Raw genomic sequence first — 22,763 nt, 5'->3', positions numbered from 1 at the left:
TCAGCCTAAAGCACCGCGTACACTTGCCAAAAGCAGGATGACGAACTAACTTTGAATTAAATCACCCGAGCGGACATATTGCCTGAAAATTGCCGCTCCCATCTGGGGGCCTTTTTTGCATCCTTCAGATTCCGCTCGGATTATGCATTTGCAAATAGAATTCGGGAGAGATTCTTGTGAATCAGATTTAATGATTTGCTTATGGCTGGATATGACCTGCTTCCTTCACTCGCGAATACATAGTGCCTTTAAATATGCTCGTTAGTGAATGGCTCGCGCGAACAAGCTTAAGAATCCCGCGCGGTTCCAACATTCTGGTTTGAGCAAAAGAATAGAACTATCAAAACGGTTTCCTAAATGTCGGAATCACGGTTTCCGCGAGCTCGGATTTGCGGTTTATTTTCGCCGGAATATTCAGGAGTTTCTCGAATTTCACGAGCCATAATCCCTCTCTTGTCATACTTCATATATTAAAGCCCGGATATACCGGAAGCAACCGACCAGTGGTTACCTTAATCACGAATATAAAAAAGAAAAACATTCTATGTCAACCCCGCCAGCATCTCCTTTCCACTTTGCAAACTACAGGCGACAAAGGACCCCGCAAAAAGGGTGGGTGGGCGGGCAGACGTACCTCACCCGGATATGAGAAATGGAGCAATTTATTTCACAAGACTATTTAAATCAAAGAACATAGGAACGACCATATCCTTTTCATCACAAAAGGTCCCGTCATTCATTTCTTGTTCTATGTTCATTTCGTCGTCACTGTCCGCAAAGACAAAATTATTCTTTTTATAAAAATTTAACGCTTGCTCAGTCTTTATCGCATTCAAGTATATAAAACGAAAGGCTTCAAATTGATATCGTCTTTCTTGAGCAAATTCTTTAATCCAATTCATTATATACGACCCAACACCACAACGTTGAAGATCCATATCAACAAAAAGGTAATCTATTTGTACAGTCGGAAAAGAATCCCAATTCGTAGGCGTTTGACCTAAACGGTATTGCGCTGGAACGCTTAAGCCAGATGCAGCTAAAGTAAAAAATGCAATCGGGCATTTTTTTAGAGAATCAACACAAGCAAAAGCATTCACCGATCCGCTTTGCTGCATTTCCAATAATTCTCGGCTACCATCGGGAGCCCGCAAAACCAAACGATCAAAATTCCAAGAGCAATCAAACAGGCTCAAGAAATTAAAGTCTTTCGGGCTAGAAAAAAAGCCACGCGCATCAATAGTTTTGAAAATTGATTCAATAACAGGGACAATTTGAAAACGATCACTCATCTTGTGTATTCGGGTAGTTTAATTTCAATCTTTTTCAGCGTACTTTTGGGCATGCTGTTAGAATGAATACGTTCTACCGCTTCACAATTAGTAATCCTATTCTGCCGTCGATCCAGCATTTCGCTAATGGGTTTCATACAATACCTCGCTGTTTATATTGATTGTTTATTGAAAAAACCGGATATAACAAATCATACAGCATAGGCTGCGTATCCTAAATTTATTCTTTTGCCGCAATAGTGTCAAGGTCAAGTTTTTCTCCTTTCCACTTTGCAAACTACAGGCGACAAAAAAGGCCCCCGCTTTTTTAGCGGAGGCCTTTTCATTCGTCACTAGATTCTTCGACTTCGCACCTACGGTGCTTCGCTCAGAATGACGTTAAACTAGTTCTGGAACGGAACCAATTCCACGCGGCGGTTCTTTTCGCGGCCGGCCTTGTCCTTGTTGTCAGCGACGGGCTTGGATGCGCCGTAGCCTACTGCACGGAGGCGGTTGGATTCCACACCCTTCTTCACGAAGTAGTCCATCACGGTCTGGGCGCGTTCCTGAGACAGCTTCTGGTTGGTAGCGTCGGAACCCAGTTCGTCGGTGTGACCCTGAATTTCCAGGTTAGCTTCCGGAATCTGCATCATGAGCTTAACGATATCGTCCAGGGTGCCGTAGCTGTTCTTGGTGAGCTTTGCGGAGTTCAGCTTGAACTGAATACCCTTCTTCAATTCGTCCAGGTTTTCCTTCTTGCGGACCGGGCAGCCATCTTCCTTAACCTTGATACCAGGCAGGGTATTGGGGCACTTGTCCTTGGAGTCGGGAACGCCATCCCTGTCGAAGTCCAGATCGCAGCCAACGGAGTCAACGCTAATGCCAGCTTCGGTAGCGGGGCACTGGTCGATACCATCAGGTACGCCATCCTTGTCGCCATCCAGAGAGCAACCCACGGAGTCCACAACCTGGCCAGCCGGAGTATTGGGGCACTTGTCGTTAATGTCAGCAACGCCATCCTTGTCGAAGTCCAGGGGGCAGCCAGTTTCGTCGATAGTCACGCCAGCCGGGGTATTGGGGCACTTATCCTTATCGTCGGCAACGCCATCCTTATCGGAGTCCACAGAGCAACCGTTCACGTCAACCTGAGCGCCTTCCGGAGTATTGGGGCACTGGTCCTTAGAATCCAGGACGCCATCCTTGTCGAAGTCAGCTTCGCAACCATCGGGGCCAACAGCAACGCCAGCAGCGGTACCCGGGCACTGGTCAATACCATCAGCAACACCATCCTTATCCGTATCGATGGGGCAACCCACGGAGTCCACCTGAGCGCCTTCCGGAGTCTTGGGGCAGTTGTCCTTCAGGTCAACGATGCCATCCTTATCGCTATCGGTACGGGCCAGGGAATCTTCACGCATGGCGCGAGCCTGCAGCAGGGAATCCAGGCGAGCCTGGGCAGCGGAGTCCACAGCGTAAGACTGGGCAGCCAGCACGGCCGGATCTTCGTCGTCGCCACCAAAGCGATAAACCAAGGTAGCAGCACCAGCATAAAGCGGAGTAGAAGCGTAACCGTAGTAAGACTTATGACCATGATCATCAACACGTTTGATTATGAAATCATTGATGTCCTTCTTTTCTTCCTTCATCTTGTACAGGGGATTCTTCACATTGCGCAGAGCAACTTCCAGACCCATACCCAGATCCAAGGAACGACTCAGGTGAAAACGGAAACCAGGCGTCACGATCATCGGATCAACGAGCGGAGAAATATCGTAATGCTCTCCACTTACACGCATTTCTCCAGAATATTCCAAGAAAGCATCCACCTTGGGATGAACGAACCAGTTCAAGCCCGTGCTATAGGTCAAAGCATTAGGATACCCATCTTCTACAGTATAAACGAAACCAACCTGAGTGTTCCAGCGAAGAGGAATACCTCGTTTGGTCCAATCTGCAGTCATAATGGCATTTAATCCAACAACAGGACCATTTGCCGTATAGGGATTAGTATACCACCCTTCAGGAGCAAGGTACCAAGAATGACGAGGACGAACACCAGCACTCGTTTCTCCGATAGCCGCAGTTACCTGAAGCAAAGCAGCAAAGCTGAACACACTGCTATCCTTGGTGATTGGCAAGGCAAATTTGGCCCACAAATCCAAATCACCTAAAGCAATAGTACTCATATGGTGAACTTCTTCCAAGCCTGTGCTGGAGCCCACGTAGTCATAGTTCAAGGACTGGCTTGCACCCACATCCATCCACTTAAAGACGCCCATGGCAAAATTGAAGTTACCCGCAAAGGAACCATCAATCTTATAAACACCAAAATTTTGTCCATTTTGATCTTTAATTACACCAGCCTTTGCCAAAGACCAGTTATCCAGGGAAACATTACCGCCGGTACCCAGTTCAAAGGTCCACTGCCCCATGGTATTAGCATTGTACTGGTGCAAACCGTCTTTACCGCCGGCAATGCCGCTCTGTGCAAAAGCGACGCCAGCAATCAACAGAGATGCTGCAAGAAGTTTTTTCATTTCTAATTCCTTCCTAAAAAACTTTGCTCACAAATATAGAAACTTACAATTTGCTTTCAAGTATTTTTTTGTTAAAAGTCATGCTGAACTTGATTCAGCATCAGCATTTTTCTCCAATTTCTTTCAAATAACGAGCCAGCGCATCTTGCCAAGTCGGCAGCGGCTTGAAGCCTGCTTGCACCAGTTTGCTTTTGTCCAAGCGACTATTGAAGGGACGGGCAGCCTTACTCAATCCATATTCAGCAGTAGTTACCGGCAGAACCTTTGTAGAAAGACCAGCCTGCTTGTAAATCTCGCAGGTAAAATCAAACCAGCTAATATATCCGCCTTCATTGGTAGCGTGATAGTAACCATACTTTTCAGTTTCATTCATGTCCACCAGGAGGCGAGCCAAATCCAAAGTGTACGTGGGAGTACCAATCTGGTCATTCACTACGCGGACAGTATCGTGAGTTTTCCCCACATTCAGCATTGTCTTGATGAAGTTCTTGCCGTTAAGGCCGAACACCCATGCGATACGAACAATGAAGAACTTCTCCAAAGTTCCACTAACAGCTAACTCACCTTCCAACTTTGTCTGACCATAAACATTAAGAGGTTTATAGTCCTTACAATCGGGTTGCCAAGGAGTCGTTCCCTGTCCATCAAAAACATAATCAGTACTGATGTAAGTCATCTTACAGTCAAGAGCCTTACAAATATGCGCAACATTTTCAGAGCCATAAGCATTGATGGCGCGCACCTTTTCCTGCTTATCAGAATCTTCAGCAAAATCCACCGCAGTCCATGCAGCACAATGAATCACGGCATCTGGTTTTACACTCATCAAAACCTTTTCAACAGCCTTCGCATCAGTAATATCTAGCTGGACATATTCAACCTTGGTGACGGCAGAGCCATCTGCAACACCAACATATTCTGTTGCTATATCACTACCCACAACACAATGTCCACGAGACGCCAACTCATTAACAACATCGTGACCTAGTTGACCACCCACACCCGTTACAAAAAACTTCATTTTCTATCTCCAAAAGAATTTTATATATGATTGAGGAGGAACACGTTGGTTTTCCGGAGGTAACGACATATAATTACCGTAATACTGGCTTAAAATATCATGATAGTTTTCAGAAATAAACAAATCAACATCTTCAAAAGGAACTTTCCTATAGGAAGAAAACCAATTTTTAAGGTTATATTCTTTTTCTGGATAATCCATAACACAGAGTTGACCACAATAATTTGCAGACTCATAATCAAAGCGTCTTAAAAAATCATTATGTTTTGCTTTGACCCTTTTCAAGCAAAAAGGGAAATATAAAACTTTTTTGAGCAAACACGCTAGAACTTCTTTGCAGGACAGATTCCTATTTAGTTTCAAATACTTGCCCGTTCGCAAACGCATTTCCTTACGTCCTAGGGAACGCAAATACCCTAATTCTTTAATAAAAGTTCCCCTAGACGGATTTAAGCCATCCAATGGAAAAACATCAATCCAAAGGCCAGTTTCTACACTACTCCATGGACGTTTAGAAACCGCCTTAGTACGAGAATCACTACAAACTCTTGCAAACATCAAGAAGTTCTCTTCCGATTCGGGAGAATACAATACATTGTCATCCTGAGACACAAACTCTCGACAAAATTTATCAAAATCAGGTCTAGGCATAACAATATCAACATCATCATCCCAAGGAATAAAGCCTTTATGTCTTACGGCACCAATCAATGTCCCATACGCCAACGAATACCTGATGCCATTTTTTTCACAAAAAGAATGAACATCTTTTAAAATTCTTAGACTTTCCCGTTGAATTTCTTTAAGAGACAACTCTTTCATTTTTTTACCAAACTAATTAATCGTCCTATTTTTGAGAAACTTCCATCGCGTTTCAACATACATCTTGTTATACAAAAAGAGAGCAAATATCTACAAAAATAATAGATTTTATAAGCATTTGACATTTTCCCAGACAAATGCTCACAGAACAAATATGAATAGTAATCGGTATCTTTATACGATTTGTAACCTATGATCCTGCATCCACATTTCTTTAAATGCCATCCAACAGAAGCTTTTGCACCAACAGCAGTATCCGAGATAATCCGACTAAATTTTTTTTCTTGTAAAAATTGCCGACGACGTTCAAACAATAATGTACCTATTCCCAAACCTTTGGATTTGGGGGATATAGCACTTATCGCCTCATAGCAATCCCTGTCATTTATAGGGAAAAAGGAAGTAACGCCTAGTATATTGTTTTTTTCATCTATAGCAAATAAACACCAATGACTTAATATTTTTTCTTTTACATCATCCATCGAATACCGAGAACAAGTAAAGTTTATGTTCTCTTTTTGATATTCGTCAAAAGAAGCATGAACCAGCTCCATCAAGGACTGGTACATACTACTCGGTATTTCATCAACTATAAAAATCTGCATCTCTAAATAAAGCCTTTTTTCTGCAAATCCTTAAAAGCATCAACAAGTTTATCGTAGTCGGCCTCAGATAGATATCCAATGTGACCAACACGGAAAATTGAGTCTTTCATATCTCCACCGTTAGGGCAAATCCACATACCGTAATCATCCTTGATTTTTAGAAAAATATCATATGCAGACGCGGTGGTGGGATGTAGTGGAGTTACGGCATTGGAAAGGGATTCCGAAACAATTTCAAAAGGTAAGCTCTTAATCTGTTCGCGGAAATAATTAGCCAAGGCTGCAGTACGAGATATTTCCGCATCTACACCACCATTTGCCTCAATTTCCTTCAGGCGGGCATGAATCTGACGAAGGATGCCCACAGCTGGAGTCCACGGGGTCTGGCCGCGTTCAGCATTTTTCAAAGCAAGTTTTAAATCCAGATATTGGCATTTGCACTTAACGCACTCAACACGTTTCAAAGCCTTGGGAGACAATATCATGACAGAAATACCCGGGGGACATGCAAGGGCCTTCTGAGAACCAGTAATCATGATATCTGCACCAAGCCCCGACATATCAAAAGGATCTGCCAGAAATGTACTAATACAGTCCACTATTAGGAACAGATTATTTCGCTTACAAAAATCACTTATCAAGTTCATATCGTAATGAACACCCGTAGAAGTTTCATGTTTGTTCACGATGAAGGTCGTATAGCCCTTGCCCTCAAATCCAACTAAATGTTCGGCTTTCAAAGTTTTGCCCGCATCAAGCTTAATTTCGGTAAATGGAATTTCGTGAAGTTCGCAGAGCTCTACAAAACGATGGCCAAAACTACCGCCATTTACAACGATGGCCTTGTCCTCTGAGGTCAAGGTATTCATAATAGCAGTTTCCATGCCAGCAGACCCCGACCCAGTAATAAAAGCAACCTTAGAATCATCCGTTGCCTTTGCAAATTTTTTCACAAGAGATTCATTTTCCAGCATAAGCTGAGAAAATTCTGTAGTACGGAAATAAGGCACCTGTTCTGCGCCTACAGCACGAACTGCATCACTAGATTGGACAGGACCTACGGTAAAGTTGATCATAGAAATACCCTCTTTTAAATCTTAAAAAAATTTTTTCGCAGGCTAAACTGCTCCATGATTTCCGCCATACAGATACTTTCTCTACGACGCAGTCTAGCCGTGCTGAACCTGTGATTGTAAATGCAGCTGATAAACTCTTGGATTTCATAGCGAAGCCCGAAGCCATCCCACTTGTAAAAGAACTTTTTGTTATCGTTACTGTCTTCGTAACGAAGCTCAAAATAATCAGTTTTCCACCAGGGAGCAGGAACATAGGCATAGCCTTTGGTTCCCGAAATAACAAGATTACCCTCTGTCTTGACGCCCAATCCCACTTTAAATGTGCAAACAGCCTTGGGATACTTGATAAGGCCTTTGGTATGGACATCCACTCCATTTTCCATACGAGAAAATAGTTGGATGCTTTCATAATTGATTCCCATCAATTTCAAAATGGGAAGCAGAGGATAAGACCCCTGTTCAAACATAGCTCCACCCGCCTGATTGGGGTCAAATTCTCGACCCGTCTTATCCAACAGTTGAGAAAGAGAAGCTTCAATGTCAACAACTTCACCGATGAGGCCAGACTTGATCATAACCATCAAGTGATTGAAAGCAGGACAGTGCGCAGTCTTGTTAGCCTCCATCAAGATGACACCCTGTTTTTCAGCAAGCTTATATAGTTCCTTAGCCTCCAGGAACTTTAAAACCATAGGCGTCTCACAGAGGACATGTTTCCCCGCCAAAAGAGAAGTTTTGATGTTGTCATAGTGGGAAAGATGGGGCGTCGCTATGTAGACTGCATCCACATTTTTATAAAAATCGGACAGGTCCTTATAAGAGACAACCCCTTCAAAATCCTTTGCGAATTTCAAACTTGCATCCGAGTTAGAGTCATAGGCAGCAGTAATAGACACCCCGTTGACTACATTTGCCTCAAATGGGAAACGTCTCGCTACTCTACCACAGCCAATAATTCCTACCTTGACAACATCCTGGCTCTCCGCACGTAGCATGGTAGAGGAAATTCCTTCTGTACGAGGGAGATACACAACTTCGCAGAATTCATTGAGGTAATCAAATTTTCCTTCCCAATCGGAACCAATAGCAAAAATGTCCACATCATATTTTTGAACATCATCAATCTTTTGACCTACATAATCTTCGATGATTATTTGATCGGCAAGTCCAGTAGCTTTTACAGCATCCACACGTTCTAAAACGTTATTACGAACATTCAATTTACCACGATCACGATCAAAATTGTCATTTGTAACACCTACGATGAGATAATCACCCAAGGCTTTAGCACGCTTGAGTAAGTTGACATGTCCCTGATGAAGAAGATCGTAGGTTCCGTAAGTAATTACTTTTTTCATTAAGAATCCATTCTTTACTTTAAAAATGCGTCATAATAGTGATGAGCTATCCTTTTATTTTCCGGAGGTAATTCCATATAATTTCCGTAGCCATGCTTTAGAACTTTATCATACTCCCTTGGAGCCTTAAATTTAAAATTTTCAAATTCAATGTCTACCAATTCATTAAACCACTCTTTAGGAAAAATACCTCGAAGCCCATCATCGGAGGCCCATACTAGACATCCAATATAATCACTCTTTTCATAGTCACTTTTTGCAGCTAACGCATCCAGTTTTCTCATAAAGAACTCTTTTCCAATAATCTTCGCGACGATAAATGCAGGATACTTCAACAAATACTTAAGAAAGGAAGCCGTATTCTCTCGTTTGACAGATTTACGAGTTGATAGAAAACATAGCGACGCTAACAGCGATGACTTATTTTTCTTTTTTTTATATTCTTCTACAGAATTTCCACAACCATCTAAAGGATATACATCGACAAACAAGCCTATTCCATAAGGCATTTCATTATCAACATCCAGGACATAGCGACTATCACTAATACGTGTAATCATATATGGGTACTTGTCATTATGCAAGTTATTAAACATTTCAAAAGGTTGCAATTCTTGTTGATGTTGAAAAAAGAACTCTATCAGGCGATTATAGTCCTTCCTCGGCATCATAATGTCAATGTCATCATCCCAAGGAATAAATCCTTTGTGTCTAACTGCACCAATTAAAGTACCATACGCTAAACAATAGCGTAAATTTTCCTGTTTACAAATCGAATCTATTTTTTTCAGTATTTCAAGAGAACCTCTTTGAACGTCCCTCATAGAAAGTTTTTTCATAAAAAATTCCTTTTACTGTAGTCCATCAACAACAACTGAATAATAGGTGTTTGGCAAACTAAAAGTTTCCTTTTCAAACTTGTAACTCAATTTATGGAAGCAGGATTGAGCCTTGATAGCCGACCAAACATCAGAATTAAACAATTCAAATAATCGTAACAAAAGCATATGTGGAGCAGCATTACAGACTGGTACAACCCTGTTCCATTCCGCAGGAAAAACCTCTGTAGATAATTTAAAGAAATAATGTAAGAGGAAATAATCAATCATAGAATCATTCTTCTTCCAATACTCATAAAGCAATTCTTTTGTCAGAACAATTATAGGATGTCCAGCACAAGAAGTCATCAACCAACTAGAAATCGAATAACAAACTCCATCAGAAACGGGCTTTATACATTGATACACAAAGAGTTCTGAATCCATAACGTAATTAGGAACATCTGAATCCGAACAGAATACCGTGGCATCAATCCATGTCCCACCATACTTTTCAAGCAATTCCAAACGTAATAAATCGGAAAAATGAGTCCTTGAAATTATTCCAGAATCAATTTTACGTTGTACATACTCTGGAAATTGTACATAATCCTTGTAATTGGATTCAGACAATATTACAATCTCCCGATCTTTTAAATTCATTAAAAGCGATGCATGACATTTCTTTACTAGTTCAGGAGCGTTATCCATTCCTTGCAACCACAGAACCCATACTTTTTTTGAGGTCTTTCTTACGGGACCCCATACAATTTCCCCTTTTTTTTGATTCATAAAAGCAGAATAACGTTTACGTAATTTCTGCAGACGACGGTTAGCGATTGCTAATCTTGATATTTCTAACGCTCTTTTTTCAAAGCCTAACAACAACGTCACAAAGACCGAAAAAAAGAATACATGGGATTTACATAGTTGAACAACAAGTTGTAGTCCACCCATTTTTTTTATCAAGGCAATCATCTTTTTCATACATTAGTCCCTTTAAATTCAATTATTTTTTTCTTAGCCATAAGCACTCTATTTTCCAAAGAATCATTTCTGTCAATTTCAAACAAATTTATTTTTCTTTGAGCAACATTCATCTTCTGATAGAATTTATCTAGATAACACTTCATTATATCATCCGAAAGGAAATCCATTGAACAATCTTTCCGATTTCTTTCTTTTATAAACAAAAAAGACTGTTCTGGCAAATTACGAATGAAAATTGTCAGAGATTGAGTATCAAACGGTTGGAAAATTTCAAGAGCTCGTTCTACGGAAACATCAAAAAAAACAGATAAATACAAAACTTTATGCAGAATTCCTTCGTCATTTATATAAATCTTCCTTTTGGATTTTAAAACTTTATGCGTGTATATATGCAACAATATGTCATCAACAATATCATTGATTCGTCTATCTAGAAAAGACGACCTTTTTGATTGCACATCTAGCTGTTTCAAAACAATTTTCCTCTTTTGGTAACAGGAAGGGAAAAATCTAACAGCAAGCGCCATTAATTTAAAAAAGAGTTTATACCGAAACGGAGTTGATCTATTCCTCGATATATCTTGAACGTGGAAACCATCTTGAATTAATTCATGGCGTAACCTTGTAGAAAAAAAACTCTTTCCACAGCCAGGCAAACCAATCAAATCAATCATCATAGAAACCAGATCCCATTAAACACAGTTCATAAGCTCAATAAAAGCTTTTGACGACTGCAGAAGACATTTAACAGAAAAAATGGACTTTTTATATTGTTTTTTGTAAGTAGCATCTGTTGAAGCATCTTCATGGTGGTTAACTTTAAGAAATGGATAATAGATGGTTTTTTCCCTTCTTTTTTGAGTTAAATAATGAAGAATCTCTGCTTCTAAGTACATAAATGTTTTGTTATAAAAGCATTCTTCTGGGTATTTGCGTATATATAGCGGCGAAAAAATGTAGCAAGAACCATGCAGCATCTTATTCTCAACCACACTATCAATATAGGGGATTTTACTATAATCGGCGCTATGATAAGTTTCTTTACAAAAAATTGACTTAAAGGCATATTTCAATGGGAAAAGAAAAGACAACTTATCCTTTATCCATAATTTTCTGTATTGTTTTTTATAATCTTCCTTACTCAGGACTTTTCGAGTTTGAGGATTCTGATGATATTTTTTCTTCGAAGCGTAAATATCAGGTCCACAAACAAAATATTTGTACATCGCAAAACTATTATAAATTTCATCAATAAAATCACATTGCTGAATATCCATATCATTATTCATTACAACAACAAAGTCTGGGTGGTAATGGTTGTTTATATATGCATATCCATAATTATTACCCCTCGCAAAGCCAACATTTCCCCCAGACGAAACAACATCTACATCGTTGTCATCTTTAAACCGTTCAACAAGAATTCGATAGGAATCGTTAGGGGATGCATTATCAACGACAACAAGTTTTTTTTCGCCCTTCACATTTCTAAGAATAGACTCAACACACGCTATGGTTTCCTCATAAGCCATATAATGTAAAATGACAAACCCAATCATTATGTTACCTTCTTTGTTTTAAAAAACTTGGACAAATGTTGCAAAACGAAATAATCTTTTAACAAAAAAACAGCCAACAAATAGGAAAAAACGCCCAATAGGCACAATAATAAGCAGCCACACCATTCCATATTTACGAACTGATATGATGTCCTTACAACCGCAAACATAAATACAGAAGCTATGAGATACTTATAGCCTTTTTTTACAAGCCAGCCAAAACAAATAAAATCATTTGCATATTTCACAAATAGAATCAAAATTACAGACTCAGCAATAACCGATGCAACAGCAGCTCCAACAGCTAAATAGTTTGGTATCAAAAATAAATTTAGGATGACATTTACAAAGCATCCAACGATTACACTTTTATTGTACAGGTTCTGCCTACCAGTAGCCATCAAAATTTGTTTTCCAACAGCATTATTCAAGCCAACAACAACCAAAAGAACGCTAAATATTTTTAACAACAACACACACTCATCATAACCCGGCCCCAGAAAAAGAGGAACAAAGTAATCAGAAACAACCATTACACCAAAGCACATCGGAAAAGATAACAGAAGAATAAATTGAGTCGATTCATGTTGTTTTTTTTTCATTTCCTCTATCAAGTTATTCTTAAACAAATAAGCCATCCTCGGCATCATTACAACGCTGAGCGATGTCAAAAAAGTCACTACCATCTGTTCAATTTTATGAGCCTGTTCATAATACCCATTTTCAGCAGCCCCTTCAGAAAACCATCCTATCATGGTCTTATCTAAGGTTAGATAAATCATCGTAGAAATCGTCGGAATAAAATAAACCAAGCAAGGCTTAATATGTTGCAAAATGTTCATCTCCTTTAACGGAACTTTTTGCAAATATTTCGGGACAAAGCACCAAATAGAAGCATTACCTAGTAAAACAGATCCGTTCAGCAATATCGCATAAATAACCAAATCAGAAGAATTATTGACAAACGTCAAAATCAATACGACCGAAGCAATTTTTACAACTATATTTCGTAAAACAATTTTTTTAAATTCTTCTAGTCCCTGAAGAAACCATGTTATATCCAACGAGTATCCGATAATGTAGAGAATATGAGCATAATAAAGTTGTTTATAAGATTCTTCACAATTTTGAACAACAACCATCAGATAAACTAATACAACGGCAACCGTCAATAACAACCTAAATGCAGTTAGTTCAAAAAAAATTGTGGTTAAACTTTTTTTTTCTTCTCGATGTTTAGCTATTTGCAATTGACCATAAGAGGCAATACCAAGATTGACAAGTAACGCAAAATAATTTACAACAGATGACGTATAACTGTGTGCACCAATTCCATCGGCATGCAAAGCTCTTGAAACATAAGGGGTGGTTATAATAGGAACAAATACAACTAAAAGATGGTACACCAAATTATAAATATAATTCTTTTTTATAGAGTTTTGCGTCATACTATACCGTTCCCATTCTTCTGTTTGGATAGCAACAAATCAAAAAAATGAACGTCAAAGTTACAACAGAATAGTGCGCTAAATATGAAGACTGCAGACTACTTTGTAAAATATCAAACACAAAGAAAATACCGATAAATTTCGAAAACTTATTTGTACATTCACCAATCACCAACCGACAATAACGATACACCATAATCAAAAAAATGATCGTCAATAAAAAGCCAAATTGAACAAATATCATCGGCAAATAATTATCATTCAAAAACAATTGATTATCCTTAGTCATTCCCCATCGTTCACTAAAGCCATATTTAACATAAAGAGGTGAATAATACTTTGCTGCAGCGGATGATCCAAAAGTGCCAAAACCAGTCCCCCAGGGAAAATCTTCTCGAACAATTTTAGCAGCAGTGTTAACAAACATTGCCCTAGGAGCAGCATCATCAGCAATGAAATAATACTCAAATTGGGAATATCCCACGAGATAAGCCAGCAACGCCATTACAGGGACTAGTGTTCTTAACCGAATCCTAATCTTACCCAAAATAAAATATTTCAACGAGAAAAAAATCAACATTAGGGTAAATGCTCTCGTTTTCAAGGTACAAACCATTATAAAACAGGCAAGCACTTCCCATAACACAATTCTTTTGTAGTTCAAAATTCTATGGGATTCTAACAAGATTAACGCATATGTCATTTGATTGATTAAGTGTCCAGGCGTTCCATACACAAAAGAAAACATTCGAAGACCATATCGATACCCAGCATCCATCCCAATTGGAGAAACAAGATTTAATCCAGCAAACAACGATAGTACTAGTAAATACACACAAACAAACTTCATTACATATTTAAGAATCAATGCGGTATTCACACCACTATTATACAAATACTGTTTTAATCCCAAATAGGTAAATAAAAACTTGAAGATGCCTAAGACATCTTCTACGAGAGCCATATAAGAGTTTTGTATGTGAAAAACAGCATTGAATAACAATCCCACGACAATAACAACCACAGCAGGAATCACTATTTTACGTTCACGTCCCCAATCATTTTTTCGTGAATGCAAATAGTACAGCAAAGAAGTTAATGCGATAATTTCATCTAAATTTCCAAAAAAAGGAATCACAGAAAGAAGCCAATTCTGGAAAAAAGCAACAATTACAATCAACGCAATTACTAAAGATTTCATGAACTAGATTATTAAAGCTACTTATTTTTTGAGGAAATCCATACCTTCACATACTCATTCGAGATAAATTCCCAACTATAAGCACTAGACACTCTACACGTACTAGCTTCAGCCAAAGTCATAACATCTTCATTAGACATTACATCTGCATACTCAATAGTTCTCGCTAAATTGCCCCTTTGTTTATTCCAATAAATGGCAGAATCCTCACCCACTTCCTTATTGAAACCAACATCCAGAAGCAAATTCAAGTCGGAACTTGCAAGTGCTTCCAGCAAGCTAGGATTGGTGCCTCCAACTTCATGGCCATGGAAATAACCATAGGCTTTTTCACGAATCTTCATCAATAGTTCCTGATCATAAACTGTCCCCACAAACTTAATGCGAGGATCCTTATGGAATCCGGTCTTCTTTTTTAGTTCGTTCAAGAAGGCTTCATTCACGTTAGTAATCAGAGCAAAGCTCTTATCAGTCTTACTCAGCATGAATTCACGAATCATGGTCTCGTAATTATTTTCCGGAACAAAACGACCAACAACGAGATAATATTCCTTGGGCTTAAGGTTCTTCTCTTGGAGCCAGTTCAAGAACTTTTCATCATTATCAGCCAACTTGCTACGACGGATTTCAGCACCGTAAGCGATAAAAGTCGTATTAGGCTTATACTTGGCATATGTGGAACGAATGTACTTTTCAATGTTCTTGCTATCGCAGACCAAGAGGTCTGCATGCTTGACCATATGTTGTTCAGAGTACTTCCAGTACTTGCGGACAGGAAGGGGCCATTTAGCACGAAGCCATTCGTGACCATCCGGGTTCACATAGAAGACTCCTCCCAATTTATGGATTTGCTTCTGGAAACCACGAGCAAAAGGTCCAATACGACAAGCCAAACAATAGACTATAGGATGAGGAATGTTATTCTTCTTAATGTATTCAATGCATTGCTTTATAGCTTCAACATCGTAATAAATTGCCTGCGCAGCACCGATATTCGGCACCTTCACATTAAAGCAACGAGCGTTATGATACTCAAACTCACCATTTTTGTCAGATTTGCAAGCTACATGATACTTAAAGCGAGCATCATTCTGATGGTACTCCGTAAGCTTATCTACGAAGGTTTCATAACCACCATAAGCACCAGGAATACCCTTACTTCCTACGATAAAAATGTGCTGAATATCTTCCATACTAAACTCTCTTCCCGTCACTATATTCCAAATTAGAATACTCGTTTGCGATGAAATTTAGAAAAGTTACGGAATGCTTACAAGGCACGTATAATAGAGGAAGGAAAAAAATGTACCAAAACCGTTCCCTAGTTCGTCACATGTCCCTTCGGCAATGCTCAGGGACCTTACCTACGGAAGGAGATTTTGCGTTGTTTGATTCGTTTTGGCGTATTTCTTAAAAACTTTATCCAATAGCTAAATTCAGCACCAAATGACTCTCGAGCATCAAACTTCATTTTTTCTAGAGCATTTTTTCTATTCAAAAGCCAGTATTTAGCAAGGTTTGCTTCTTTTTTGCCGTTATAACGGCCAAAATTTCCGCCATCCACAATTGCACGAATCAAACGTGAGCCCCACTTTTCATTAGGGACAGACAAAAGCCGGTCTTTTTCCAACGAAAATATTATCTCAAGGCACCACATCAAGGCGCCAGACATTGAAGTAAGGCCAAATTTCTTGACATTTTCACAGGATTCACTAATTATTTCAGCAGAAGACGACTTCAAAAGCATGTAATAATCAACAATCTGCCTTAAACCGATGGCTTCGCCAATAAAATGTCGCCTGATATGGGACATTTGCATCATAAGAGCAAATAATATGGTCGGCTCATAAAAGGGTTCGGTATTATCCCCTCGTATATGAGAAAAGGCATTTTTCGCTAAAAAATTCTGCAAACGTCGGCCTTTTCCTATAGGCAAGCTAAGCACCGCATTAAAATGGACTTCTACAGAGATTCCATCAAAGAACTTTTTGTCAATTTCCACATGATGGGGAGTTATGTCCGCCCCCTCCATCAGTCCCATTTCCTTGAGGTGCCGGATTACGTTTTTCTTGCCGCCTTCCACCAGAATGTCAATATCACCACACTGGCGGCTGAAGGGGTCCGGGTATAAACGAGCATTCGCCTGACCTTTTAGGATCACTGAACGGAGGCCCCTGTCGGCGAACATCTTGGTGACCTTGGCACACATAGCATTCATCTTGATGTTCTGCTGGTGGATATAGAATCCCTGGCAGATCCAGTGGTCCAGGATTTCCCTAGGGGGGCGCAGGTCTTCCGGAAGCTTGTTCACCCCCACCAGAACCACACCGATAATCGTCTGCTTTTTACAGAAGTCGTAAATAGCAGCCCAGTCTTCCTTAGATAAAGGATGCTCCTTGATTCTGTTCAAGAAGGAGTCTAAGGACTCCGCATCAAGGGATAAGCGAAGAAGGGCGAAGGTAGTTTCTAGGAGTTCTGGGGACATGGTGTGGAATATAGTAAAGAATATACTGCTAGATCCTCGCCTACGCGAGGATGACATATCCACCCTGTACATTGTGCTCCTTTTTTCTGAGGAGTACTTTCTACAACCTGTATATTGTGCTCCTTTTTTCTGAGGAGCACTTTATACAACCTGTATATTGCGCTCCTTTTTCTGAGGAGCACTTTATACAACCTGTATATTGTGCTCCTTTTTTCTGAGGAGCACTTTCTACAACCCGTACATCGTGCTCCTTTTTTCCGGGGAGCACTTTATACAACCTGTATATTGCGCTCCTTTTTTCTGAGGAACTCTTTATACAACCTGTATATTGTGCTCCTTTTTTCTGAGGAGCACTTTATACAACCTGTATATTGCGCTCCTTTTTTCTGAGGAGCACTTTATACAACCTGTATATACTCATTTGTATACAACAGGAGCCCCGCCGTGACACAAATCTGACATTTCCATGACAAAAGTTTGACAATTGCATTTTTTCGGCCTGCCATTCGTCAGCGTTTTTTGGCCCTTCATCGGAAAGTTTCGAACAACGTTTGCGAAATTTGTTCAAAATCGTCAATTAATTTGTCGTGACACAAATCTGACATTTCTCGGCGGTTTATTTGTGTAAGTTAAAGACAAGGCCGGTGAGCAACGACTCACAAGCCGAAACACAAACAAACTCACAAAACGAGGATAACAAGATGAAGACTATTAACGCAATCGCTTTTAGAAATCTCCGCAACGACGAATTTTACGGTATCCATAGCGAAGCGGTGGATTTCGCCAAGGCCATCACGGACAAGACCGTGCTTCCCTTGATTACTTCTTACGAGGCCTCCGTAAAGGAACTTTCCAACTTCCTGGAAACGAACCTTTCCGAAACGGCGGCACGCCAGGCAAGCGAGCTGGATGCAGAACGCAACAAGTACTACGCAAGTTGCAGGAACACTGCAAGGAGCCTGCAGAACTTCCCGGACGAAACCGCTGCCGCAAACGGCGCAAAGATCTGGAAGGCTTTCGAAGAAAACGCAAGCCCCATCGGGCTGAACCAGGCGCAGTCTACGGGTATAATCCTGAACATCATCCAGACCCTCCGCAACCTGGGGGACGACATCCTGGAATCCTGCGGTTTCAAGGTCTGGCTGGACAAGCTGGAAGAAATCAACAACCAGTTCCAGGAAGCCGACAGGAAGCGCTTCACCGAAAAGGCCCTCCACGAACTGGAACAGGGCAAGAGGCTGCGCCAGGCCTGTGTGGAAGCATTCAACCTGCTTGCCGCAATGGCCACAGTCAAGAGCTCCCTGGGTGACGAAGCATGCAGCAACTTCATCGACAACATGAACGCCGCAATCTCCGCCAAGAAGATTCAGCTCAAGCTCCGCAAGGAGCGAAGTAAACAAGGTACCGACACCTCACAGGAAACAACCCAAAAAACCGAACCCATTAAAGTCGCAGAAAAAAACGTAGCTTAAAGGATCAGGTCAAAAAGAAAGCCCCAGTCAAACGACCGGGGCTTCTTTTGTTTAACTTGGAAAAATACTTTTTTCAACACAATAATGACGTAATTTCATCAAAAGTATTGCTTTTCACGTCGTTTTTTTATAATTTTCCGTCAAAAGTGACGGAGATTTTATGCTTTTATCATTTGGTGCACAGAACTTTTTTTCTTTTGCTGAAGGTTTCGAATTCACTTTCAAACTTGATAAGAACTGCCCCATCGAAGTTTCAAAGGGGTTACCAACAGCAAATATCATGGGCATCAAGGGAGCTAATGCATCTGGTAAGACTAATGTGCTAAGGGCTCTTGCCTTTATTGGATACTTTGCCAATTCAACTTTTGCACTCAGACCTGACGAACCGATTTTGGTTCAACCATTTCTAGACAGTGAGGAATCTTCGTCATTCTTTTGCAATTTTTCACTGGATAGCCGCACATATTATTACGAGTTCGAAACTACAAGGCAAAGAATTGTTTCAGAGGTCCTTAAATTCGATGGTCGCTCAGGCAAAACTATTTTCAAACGCAAAGAAAACAAACTGACAGTCAGCAAGGACGGAATGGATTTTGTTGATTTAAAGAAAATGAATTTGCGATCCAACGCCTCCGTTATCAGCACTGCATACCAGTACGGCTTCGAGTGCGTCAAGCCGATTTATGCCTTCTTTGCACGTATGGCCACAAACGTCACCGACGCTGGTATGACCGGTTTTCGTTTCGACCTGTCTTCCGTCTCAAAATTCTATAAGGAAAAACCGCAGGTGTTTAACAGGGTCAAGACTTTTCTCTCCTTTTGTGACTCAGGAATCGCTGATATTGAAATTCGTAGCGAAACAAATGGTGCTGGAGAAGAATTCTTCTACCCTGTATTCTTCCATAAAACCGAAGATGGCCACCGTGCAGGCATCCTTGCCCATCATGAGGCTTTGGGCTCGTTGAAACTATTCCAAATTTTGTGGTTATATTTCTATACGTTGGACTTGGGCGGAATCCTTGCTGTAGACGAATTCGACTGCAACCTGCATCCGGATCTCTTGCCAAAGTTGGTAGAATTGTTCAGTTCCGAAGAATCAAATCCGAACCACGCCCAGTTTATTTTTAGTACACACGACACATCCATAATGGATGAACTTGGAAAGTACAGGGTTTACCTTGTAAACAAGAAAAATAACGCAAGTTACATTTATCGGTTAGACGAACTGCCTTCCGAGATTTTGAGGAATGATCGCAAGATTACTCCGTTATATAGACGCCGTAAGATTGGAGGAGTTCCCAATTTCGTATGAGTAAGAATAAATTTGGCAATTCTGGCCGCGATGCTTTTTTAGCAAATACAGCCGATTTATGTTTTGCATCGTTAGAATGTAATGTCGCCGCAAGAATGAAATTCAATTTCAGTTTTGTTTGTGATGACCAAGAACAAAATGGTTTTACTCCTTTTTGCAAACTGTCTCAGGAACAAAAGGACATGGTTTTCGGCAAGCTTCAGGAACTAAGCAGGCATTCCAGGGCAGAACTTGAAAAAATGCCTATAGGTTCAGGGAAGCATCGTCAAACCGTACTTGCGGTATACCGCGATTTCCCCGCCAACACAAAAGCGGTGCGTCCAAAATCCGTACCTGTTGATGCAGACTGGGCACGACTGCGTTTAGAAAGTGATTTTCGATTGTGCGGGTTCTTTGTACCCAGTGAATTGGAAGGCAAGGAACATGGAAAGTCAGGAATTCGATTTGACAAAAATACGTTCTACGTGGTGTTCATTGACCCAGAACACAATTTTTATCAAACATAGTTCGTCCTTCTTTAAAGTTCTCTAAAATTTTAAAAGTCCCAGTCAAACGACTGGGGCTTCTTTTGTTTAAGTTGAAAAAACACTTGACAAATAGTGCTCAAGAACGCAAGAGCAACTCCCACTCAACAACATCATGAATAGATATCAGTTTAGGGCAATGGTCCTCGACTTGAAAGACAATCCCCAAAATCTGACGAAGTACCGTGAGCAATTTAAAAACGTGTATCCATCGGCTAACCTATTACACATCTCGCGTTGTGTGTAACCAGGTGAAGAAATCAAAGGATTACAACCTCCCCCGCATTTACGTTCTTTCGCTCTTGTGCGAGGACCAGTTTCCAAATGAGGACGATACATATTTCCATCAGTGCCAAGAAATCCGTGGACGAAGAAAAGGCCAGCAAGCTACTTGACAGCGACTTCGCAAAAGATGTATCTTTTATGGGGTACACCGATGAACTTTTACTGCTGGAGGTAGACAATATGACAGACATGCTTTATGAAAAGCAAGGTTCCTACCTGCAGGGAAAAGCAGACGGAGAGCTGTCTGCTAAGAAAAAGATGGCTAAGAGTCTTAAAGAAAACGGAGTTGCAATCTCTGCTATCGCAATAAGTTCCGGCCTGACCGAAGAGCAAATTAAAGCGCTTTAAATTTTAAAAGTCCCAGTCAAACGACTGGGGCTTTCGTTATAGTGCTAGATCCTCGCCTACGCGAGGATGACATGGGAGCCCTTCGGCTTCGCTCAGGGACCTTAGCGGCCTTTGTACATATTTTCGTAGTACTTTTCGTAATCACCGCTTGTAATGTTGTCCAACCATTCCTGGTTGTCCAGGTACCAGCGAACGGTCTTTTCGATACCTTCTTCGAACTGCAGGCTGGGTTCCCATCCAAGTTCCTTCTGGAGCTTGGTAGAATCGATGGCGTAGCGGGCGTCGTGGCCCAGGCGGTCGGTCACATAGGTGATCAGGTCCAGGTCTTCGCCTTCGGCGCGGCCAAGGAGCTTATCTACAGTCTTGATCACAACCTTAATGATGTCGATGTTCTTCCATTCGTTGAAGCCACCGATGTTGTAGGTTTCTGCGATCTTACCATTGTGGAAAATCACGTCGATAGCGCGGGCATGGTCTTCGACAAAGAGCCAGTCACGTACGTTTTCGCCCTTGCCATAAACCGGCAGCGGCTTCTTGTGGCGAATGTTGTTGATGAACAGCGGGATCAACTTTTCCGGGAACTGGTACGGGCCATAGTTGTTGGAGCAGTTGGTCACGATGGTGGGCATGCCGTAAGTGTCGTGGAAGGCGCGCACGAAGTGATCGGAGCCAGCCTTACTTGCAGAGTACGGAGAATGCGGAGTATACTTGGTGGTTTCGTAGAAGAAGTCGTCACCGTAAGCCAGGTGATGTTCGCTAGAAGAAGCGGTGGTAGTGAACGGCGGTTCAATACCTTCCGGGTGGTTCATCTTCAAGGCGCCATAAACTTCGTCAGTGGAGATATGGTAGAAGCGCTTGCCTTCGTACTTTTCGGGCTGAGCTTCCCAGTAAAGCTTTGCAGCCTGCAGCAAGGAAAGAGTACCCATCACGTTGGTACGTGCAAAAGTAAACGGATCCTTAATGGAACGGTCCACATGACTTTCGGCAGCCAAATGAATAATGCCGTCGATCTTCTCGTCCTGCATCAACTTGTAGAAAGCATCAAAGTCGCAGATGTCCATCTTCACGAACTTATAGTTAGGCTTGCCTTCCAAGTCCTTCAAGTTAGCCAAGTTACCTGCATAAGTAAGCTTATCCAAGTTAATGATATTGTATTCAGGATACTTGTTAACAAACAAGCGAACAACGTGGCTACCAATAAAGCCTGCTCCGCCAGTGATTACAATGTTTTTCATGAGGAATACTCCTTCCTAAGGGGATAGGGTCTAGGGGTTAGGGGATAGGGAGCTAATCATTCGATTAAGCATTTTCCCTATTTCTAAACACAGACCTTCCATTTCTTTTAATTTTTCTTTATTTCCAAAATTTAGCTGTTCACAGATAAATAGTTGAGTTTCTAATTCAGCTTTCGATCCTCTCGCTATAGATAAGAAGTGAATATACTCATTAACAGATTTTCGCTCATAACCTTCAGCGATATTCGAGGGTATAGACACTGCTGCTCTACGCATCTGGTCAGACAAGGCATATAATTCGCTCTTAGGAAATTCTTTAACTAATTCATATACAGCAACAACAAGCTGAATAGACTTTTGCCAAACAATCAATTCCCTAAAGTTCTGAACCGGCAT

At 40.8% G+C, this 22,763-nt stretch carries 21 protein-coding genes; 4 read left to right on the top strand and 17 right to left on the bottom strand.

Annotated features, from left to right (window positions below; translation table 11 throughout):
• Positions 1 to 662 precede the first annotated feature (662 nt).
• The 15 genes from BUB59_RS04430 to BUB59_RS04360 form a co-directional block, all read right to left on the bottom strand.
• Positions 663 to 1,292 (bottom strand): GNAT family N-acetyltransferase, encoded by a 630-nt coding sequence (locus BUB59_RS04430; protein ID WP_073226062.1) that lies wholly within the window; start codon positions 1,290 to 1,292, stop codon positions 663 to 665.
• A gap of 383 nt (positions 1,293 to 1,675) precedes the next feature.
• Entirely contained in the window at positions 1,676 to 3,808 is a 2,133-nt protein-coding gene (locus BUB59_RS15750; RefSeq protein WP_073226059.1) for an OmpA family protein, read from the bottom strand.
• A gap of 100 nt (positions 3,809 to 3,908) precedes the next feature.
• Complete coding sequence (rfbD, locus tag BUB59_RS04420; protein WP_073226056.1) at positions 3,909 to 4,829, bottom strand: dTDP-4-dehydrorhamnose reductase; 921 nt, start codon at positions 4,827 to 4,829, stop codon at positions 3,909 to 3,911.
• Between the two features lie 3 nt (positions 4,830 to 4,832).
• Positions 4,833 to 5,651 carry a LicD family protein gene (locus BUB59_RS04415; protein WP_073226054.1) on the bottom strand — a complete coding sequence of 273 codons (819 nt, stop codon included), beginning with the start codon at positions 5,649 to 5,651 and terminating at the stop codon, positions 4,833 to 4,835.
• Entirely contained in the window at positions 5,648 to 6,256 is a 609-nt protein-coding gene (locus tag BUB59_RS04410; RefSeq protein WP_073226051.1) for a GNAT family N-acetyltransferase, read from the bottom strand. Before BUB59_RS04410 ends, BUB59_RS04415 begins: the two co-directional genes overlap by 4 nt.
• Before the next feature lie 2 nt (positions 6,257 to 6,258).
• Positions 6,259 to 7,332 carry a pyridoxal-phosphate-dependent aminotransferase family protein gene (locus BUB59_RS04405; protein ID WP_073226049.1) on the bottom strand — a complete coding sequence of 358 codons (1,074 nt, stop codon included), beginning with the start codon at positions 7,330 to 7,332 and terminating at the stop codon, positions 6,259 to 6,261.
• A gap of 14 nt (positions 7,333 to 7,346) precedes the next feature.
• Positions 7,347 to 8,690 carry a Gfo/Idh/MocA family oxidoreductase gene (locus BUB59_RS04400; RefSeq protein WP_073226046.1) on the bottom strand — a complete coding sequence of 448 codons (1,344 nt, stop codon included), beginning with the start codon at positions 8,688 to 8,690 and terminating at the stop codon, positions 7,347 to 7,349.
• Positions 8,691 to 8,704: 14 nt separating this feature from the next.
• Positions 8,705 to 9,529, bottom strand: coding sequence for a LicD family protein (locus tag BUB59_RS04395; protein WP_073226043.1), 825 nt, complete (start codon positions 9,527 to 9,529; stop codon positions 8,705 to 8,707).
• 12 nt (positions 9,530 to 9,541) lie between these two features.
• A complete protein-coding gene (locus tag BUB59_RS04390; RefSeq protein WP_073226040.1) occupies positions 9,542 to 10,495 on the bottom strand; it encodes a capsular polysaccharide synthesis protein in 954 nt (317 codons plus the stop codon).
• Positions 10,492 to 11,175: a hypothetical protein gene (locus BUB59_RS04385; protein WP_073226037.1), complete on the bottom strand. Its 684-nt coding sequence runs from the start codon at positions 11,173 to 11,175 to the stop codon at positions 10,492 to 10,494. Before BUB59_RS04385 ends, BUB59_RS04390 begins: the two co-directional genes overlap by 4 nt.
• Positions 11,176 to 11,190: 15 nt before the next feature.
• On the bottom strand, positions 11,191 to 12,057 hold the full coding sequence (locus BUB59_RS04380) for a glycosyltransferase family 2 protein (RefSeq protein ID WP_073226035.1): 867 nt from the start codon (positions 12,055 to 12,057) through the stop codon (positions 11,191 to 11,193).
• Positions 12,057 to 13,505 carry a flippase gene (locus BUB59_RS04375; protein ID WP_073226032.1) on the bottom strand — a complete coding sequence of 483 codons (1,449 nt, stop codon included), beginning with the start codon at positions 13,503 to 13,505 and terminating at the stop codon, positions 12,057 to 12,059. The genes BUB59_RS04380 and BUB59_RS04375 overlap by 1 nt, the downstream gene beginning before the upstream one ends.
• Position 13,506: 1 nt before the next feature.
• Positions 13,507 to 14,706 carry a hypothetical protein gene (locus tag BUB59_RS04370; protein WP_073226029.1) on the bottom strand — a complete coding sequence of 400 codons (1,200 nt, stop codon included), beginning with the start codon at positions 14,704 to 14,706 and terminating at the stop codon, positions 13,507 to 13,509.
• Between the two features lie 17 nt (positions 14,707 to 14,723).
• Positions 14,724 to 15,899 carry a beta 1-4 rhamnosyltransferase Cps2T gene (gene cps2T, locus BUB59_RS04365; protein WP_073226026.1) on the bottom strand — a complete coding sequence of 392 codons (1,176 nt, stop codon included), beginning with the start codon at positions 15,897 to 15,899 and terminating at the stop codon, positions 14,724 to 14,726.
• A 167-nt stretch (positions 15,900 to 16,066) separates the two neighbouring features.
• Complete coding sequence (locus tag BUB59_RS04360) at positions 16,067 to 17,191, bottom strand: nucleotidyltransferase family protein (protein ID WP_159433324.1); 1,125 nt, start codon at positions 17,189 to 17,191, stop codon at positions 16,067 to 16,069.
• Between the two features lie 701 nt (positions 17,192 to 17,892).
• On the opposite strand from BUB59_RS04360, the gene BUB59_RS04355 reads away from it, so the two are divergent.
• The 4 genes from BUB59_RS04355 to BUB59_RS04340 all read left to right on the top strand — a co-directional run bounded on the left by BUB59_RS04355 (position 17,893) and on the right by BUB59_RS04340 (position 21,132).
• On the top strand, positions 17,893 to 18,663 hold the full coding sequence (locus BUB59_RS04355) for a DUF6261 family protein (RefSeq protein WP_073226020.1): 771 nt from the start codon (positions 17,893 to 17,895) through the stop codon (positions 18,661 to 18,663).
• Positions 18,664 to 18,823: 160 nt separating this feature from the next.
• Complete coding sequence (locus BUB59_RS04350) at positions 18,824 to 19,975, top strand: AAA family ATPase (RefSeq protein ID WP_073226017.1); 1,152 nt, start codon at positions 18,824 to 18,826, stop codon at positions 19,973 to 19,975.
• Positions 19,972 to 20,481, top strand: a complete 510-nt coding sequence (locus BUB59_RS04345) for a hypothetical protein (RefSeq protein ID WP_073226014.1) — start codon at positions 19,972 to 19,974, stop codon at positions 20,479 to 20,481. The genes BUB59_RS04350 and BUB59_RS04345 overlap by 4 nt, the downstream gene beginning before the upstream one ends.
• Before the next feature lie 381 nt (positions 20,482 to 20,862).
• Positions 20,863 to 21,132, top strand: a complete 270-nt coding sequence (locus BUB59_RS04340) for a hypothetical protein (protein ID WP_234979930.1) — start codon at positions 20,863 to 20,865, stop codon at positions 21,130 to 21,132.
• Between the two features lie 101 nt (positions 21,133 to 21,233).
• On the opposite strand, the gene BUB59_RS04335 is transcribed toward BUB59_RS04340, so the two are convergent.
• Both BUB59_RS04335 and BUB59_RS04330 read right to left on the bottom strand, forming a co-directional pair.
• Positions 21,234 to 22,367 (bottom strand): dTDP-glucose 4,6-dehydratase, encoded by a 1,134-nt coding sequence (locus BUB59_RS04335; protein ID WP_073226011.1) that lies wholly within the window; start codon positions 22,365 to 22,367, stop codon positions 21,234 to 21,236.
• Positions 22,368 to 22,397: 30 nt separating this feature from the next.
• Positions 22,398 to 22,763, bottom strand: a complete 366-nt coding sequence (locus BUB59_RS04330) for a four helix bundle protein (RefSeq protein WP_073226008.1) — start codon at positions 22,761 to 22,763, stop codon at positions 22,398 to 22,400.

It is taken from the genome of Fibrobacter sp. UWEL (assembly GCF_900142535.1).
GTDB lineage: Bacteria > Fibrobacterota > Fibrobacteria > Fibrobacterales > Fibrobacteraceae > Fibrobacter.
The sequence above is the reverse complement of the archived record's forward strand: the minus strand, read 5'-3'. Positions and strand labels throughout refer to the sequence as shown.

Bases quoted from the DNA above. Each gene is read 5' to 3' on its own strand.
- BUB59_RS04430 (WP_073226062.1), bottom strand. From the start codon at position 1,292: ATGAGTGATCGTTTTCAAATTGTCCCTGTTATTGAATCAATTTTCAAA.
- BUB59_RS15750 (WP_073226059.1), bottom strand. From the start codon at position 3,808: ATGAAAAAACTTCTTGCAGCATCTCTGTTGATTGCTGGCGTCGCTTTT.
- rfbD (WP_073226056.1), bottom strand. From the start codon at position 4,829: ATGAAGTTTTTTGTAACGGGTGTGGGTGGTCAACTAGGTCACGATGTT.
- BUB59_RS04415 (WP_073226054.1), bottom strand. From the start codon at position 5,651: ATGAAAGAGTTGTCTCTTAAAGAAATTCAACGGGAAAGTCTAAGAATT.
- BUB59_RS04410 (WP_073226051.1), bottom strand. From the start codon at position 6,256: ATGCAGATTTTTATAGTTGATGAAATACCGAGTAGTATGTACCAGTCC.
- BUB59_RS04405 (WP_073226049.1), bottom strand. From the start codon at position 7,332: ATGATCAACTTTACCGTAGGTCCTGTCCAATCTAGTGATGCAGTTCGT.
- BUB59_RS04400 (WP_073226046.1), bottom strand. From the start codon at position 8,690: ATGAAAAAAGTAATTACTTACGGAACCTACGATCTTCTTCATCAGGGA.
- BUB59_RS04395 (WP_073226043.1), bottom strand. From the start codon at position 9,529: ATGAAAAAACTTTCTATGAGGGACGTTCAAAGAGGTTCTCTTGAAATA.
- BUB59_RS04390 (WP_073226040.1), bottom strand. From the start codon at position 10,495: ATGAAAAAGATGATTGCCTTGATAAAAAAAATGGGTGGACTACAACTT.
- BUB59_RS04385 (WP_073226037.1), bottom strand. From the start codon at position 11,175: ATGATGATTGATTTGATTGGTTTGCCTGGCTGTGGAAAGAGTTTTTTT.
- BUB59_RS04380 (WP_073226035.1), bottom strand. From the start codon at position 12,057: ATGATTGGGTTTGTCATTTTACATTATATGGCTTATGAGGAAACCATA.
- BUB59_RS04375 (WP_073226032.1), bottom strand. From the start codon at position 13,505: ATGACGCAAAACTCTATAAAAAAGAATTATATTTATAATTTGGTGTAC.
- BUB59_RS04370 (WP_073226029.1), bottom strand. From the start codon at position 14,706: ATGAAATCTTTAGTAATTGCGTTGATTGTAATTGTTGCTTTTTTCCAG.
- cps2T (WP_073226026.1), bottom strand. From the start codon at position 15,899: ATGGAAGATATTCAGCACATTTTTATCGTAGGAAGTAAGGGTATTCCT.
- BUB59_RS04360 (WP_159433324.1), bottom strand. From the start codon at position 17,191: ATGTCCCCAGAACTCCTAGAAACTACCTTCGCCCTTCTTCGCTTATCC.
- BUB59_RS04355 (WP_073226020.1), top strand. From the start codon at position 17,893: ATGAAGACTATTAACGCAATCGCTTTTAGAAATCTCCGCAACGACGAA.
- BUB59_RS04350 (WP_073226017.1), top strand. From the start codon at position 18,824: ATGCTTTTATCATTTGGTGCACAGAACTTTTTTTCTTTTGCTGAAGGT.
- BUB59_RS04345 (WP_073226014.1), top strand. From the start codon at position 19,972: ATGAGTAAGAATAAATTTGGCAATTCTGGCCGCGATGCTTTTTTAGCA.
- BUB59_RS04335 (WP_073226011.1), bottom strand. From the start codon at position 22,367: ATGAAAAACATTGTAATCACTGGCGGAGCAGGCTTTATTGGTAGCCAC.
- BUB59_RS04330 (WP_073226008.1), bottom strand. From the start codon at position 22,763: ATGCCGGTTCAGAACTTTAGGGAATTGATTGTTTGGCAAAAGTCTATT.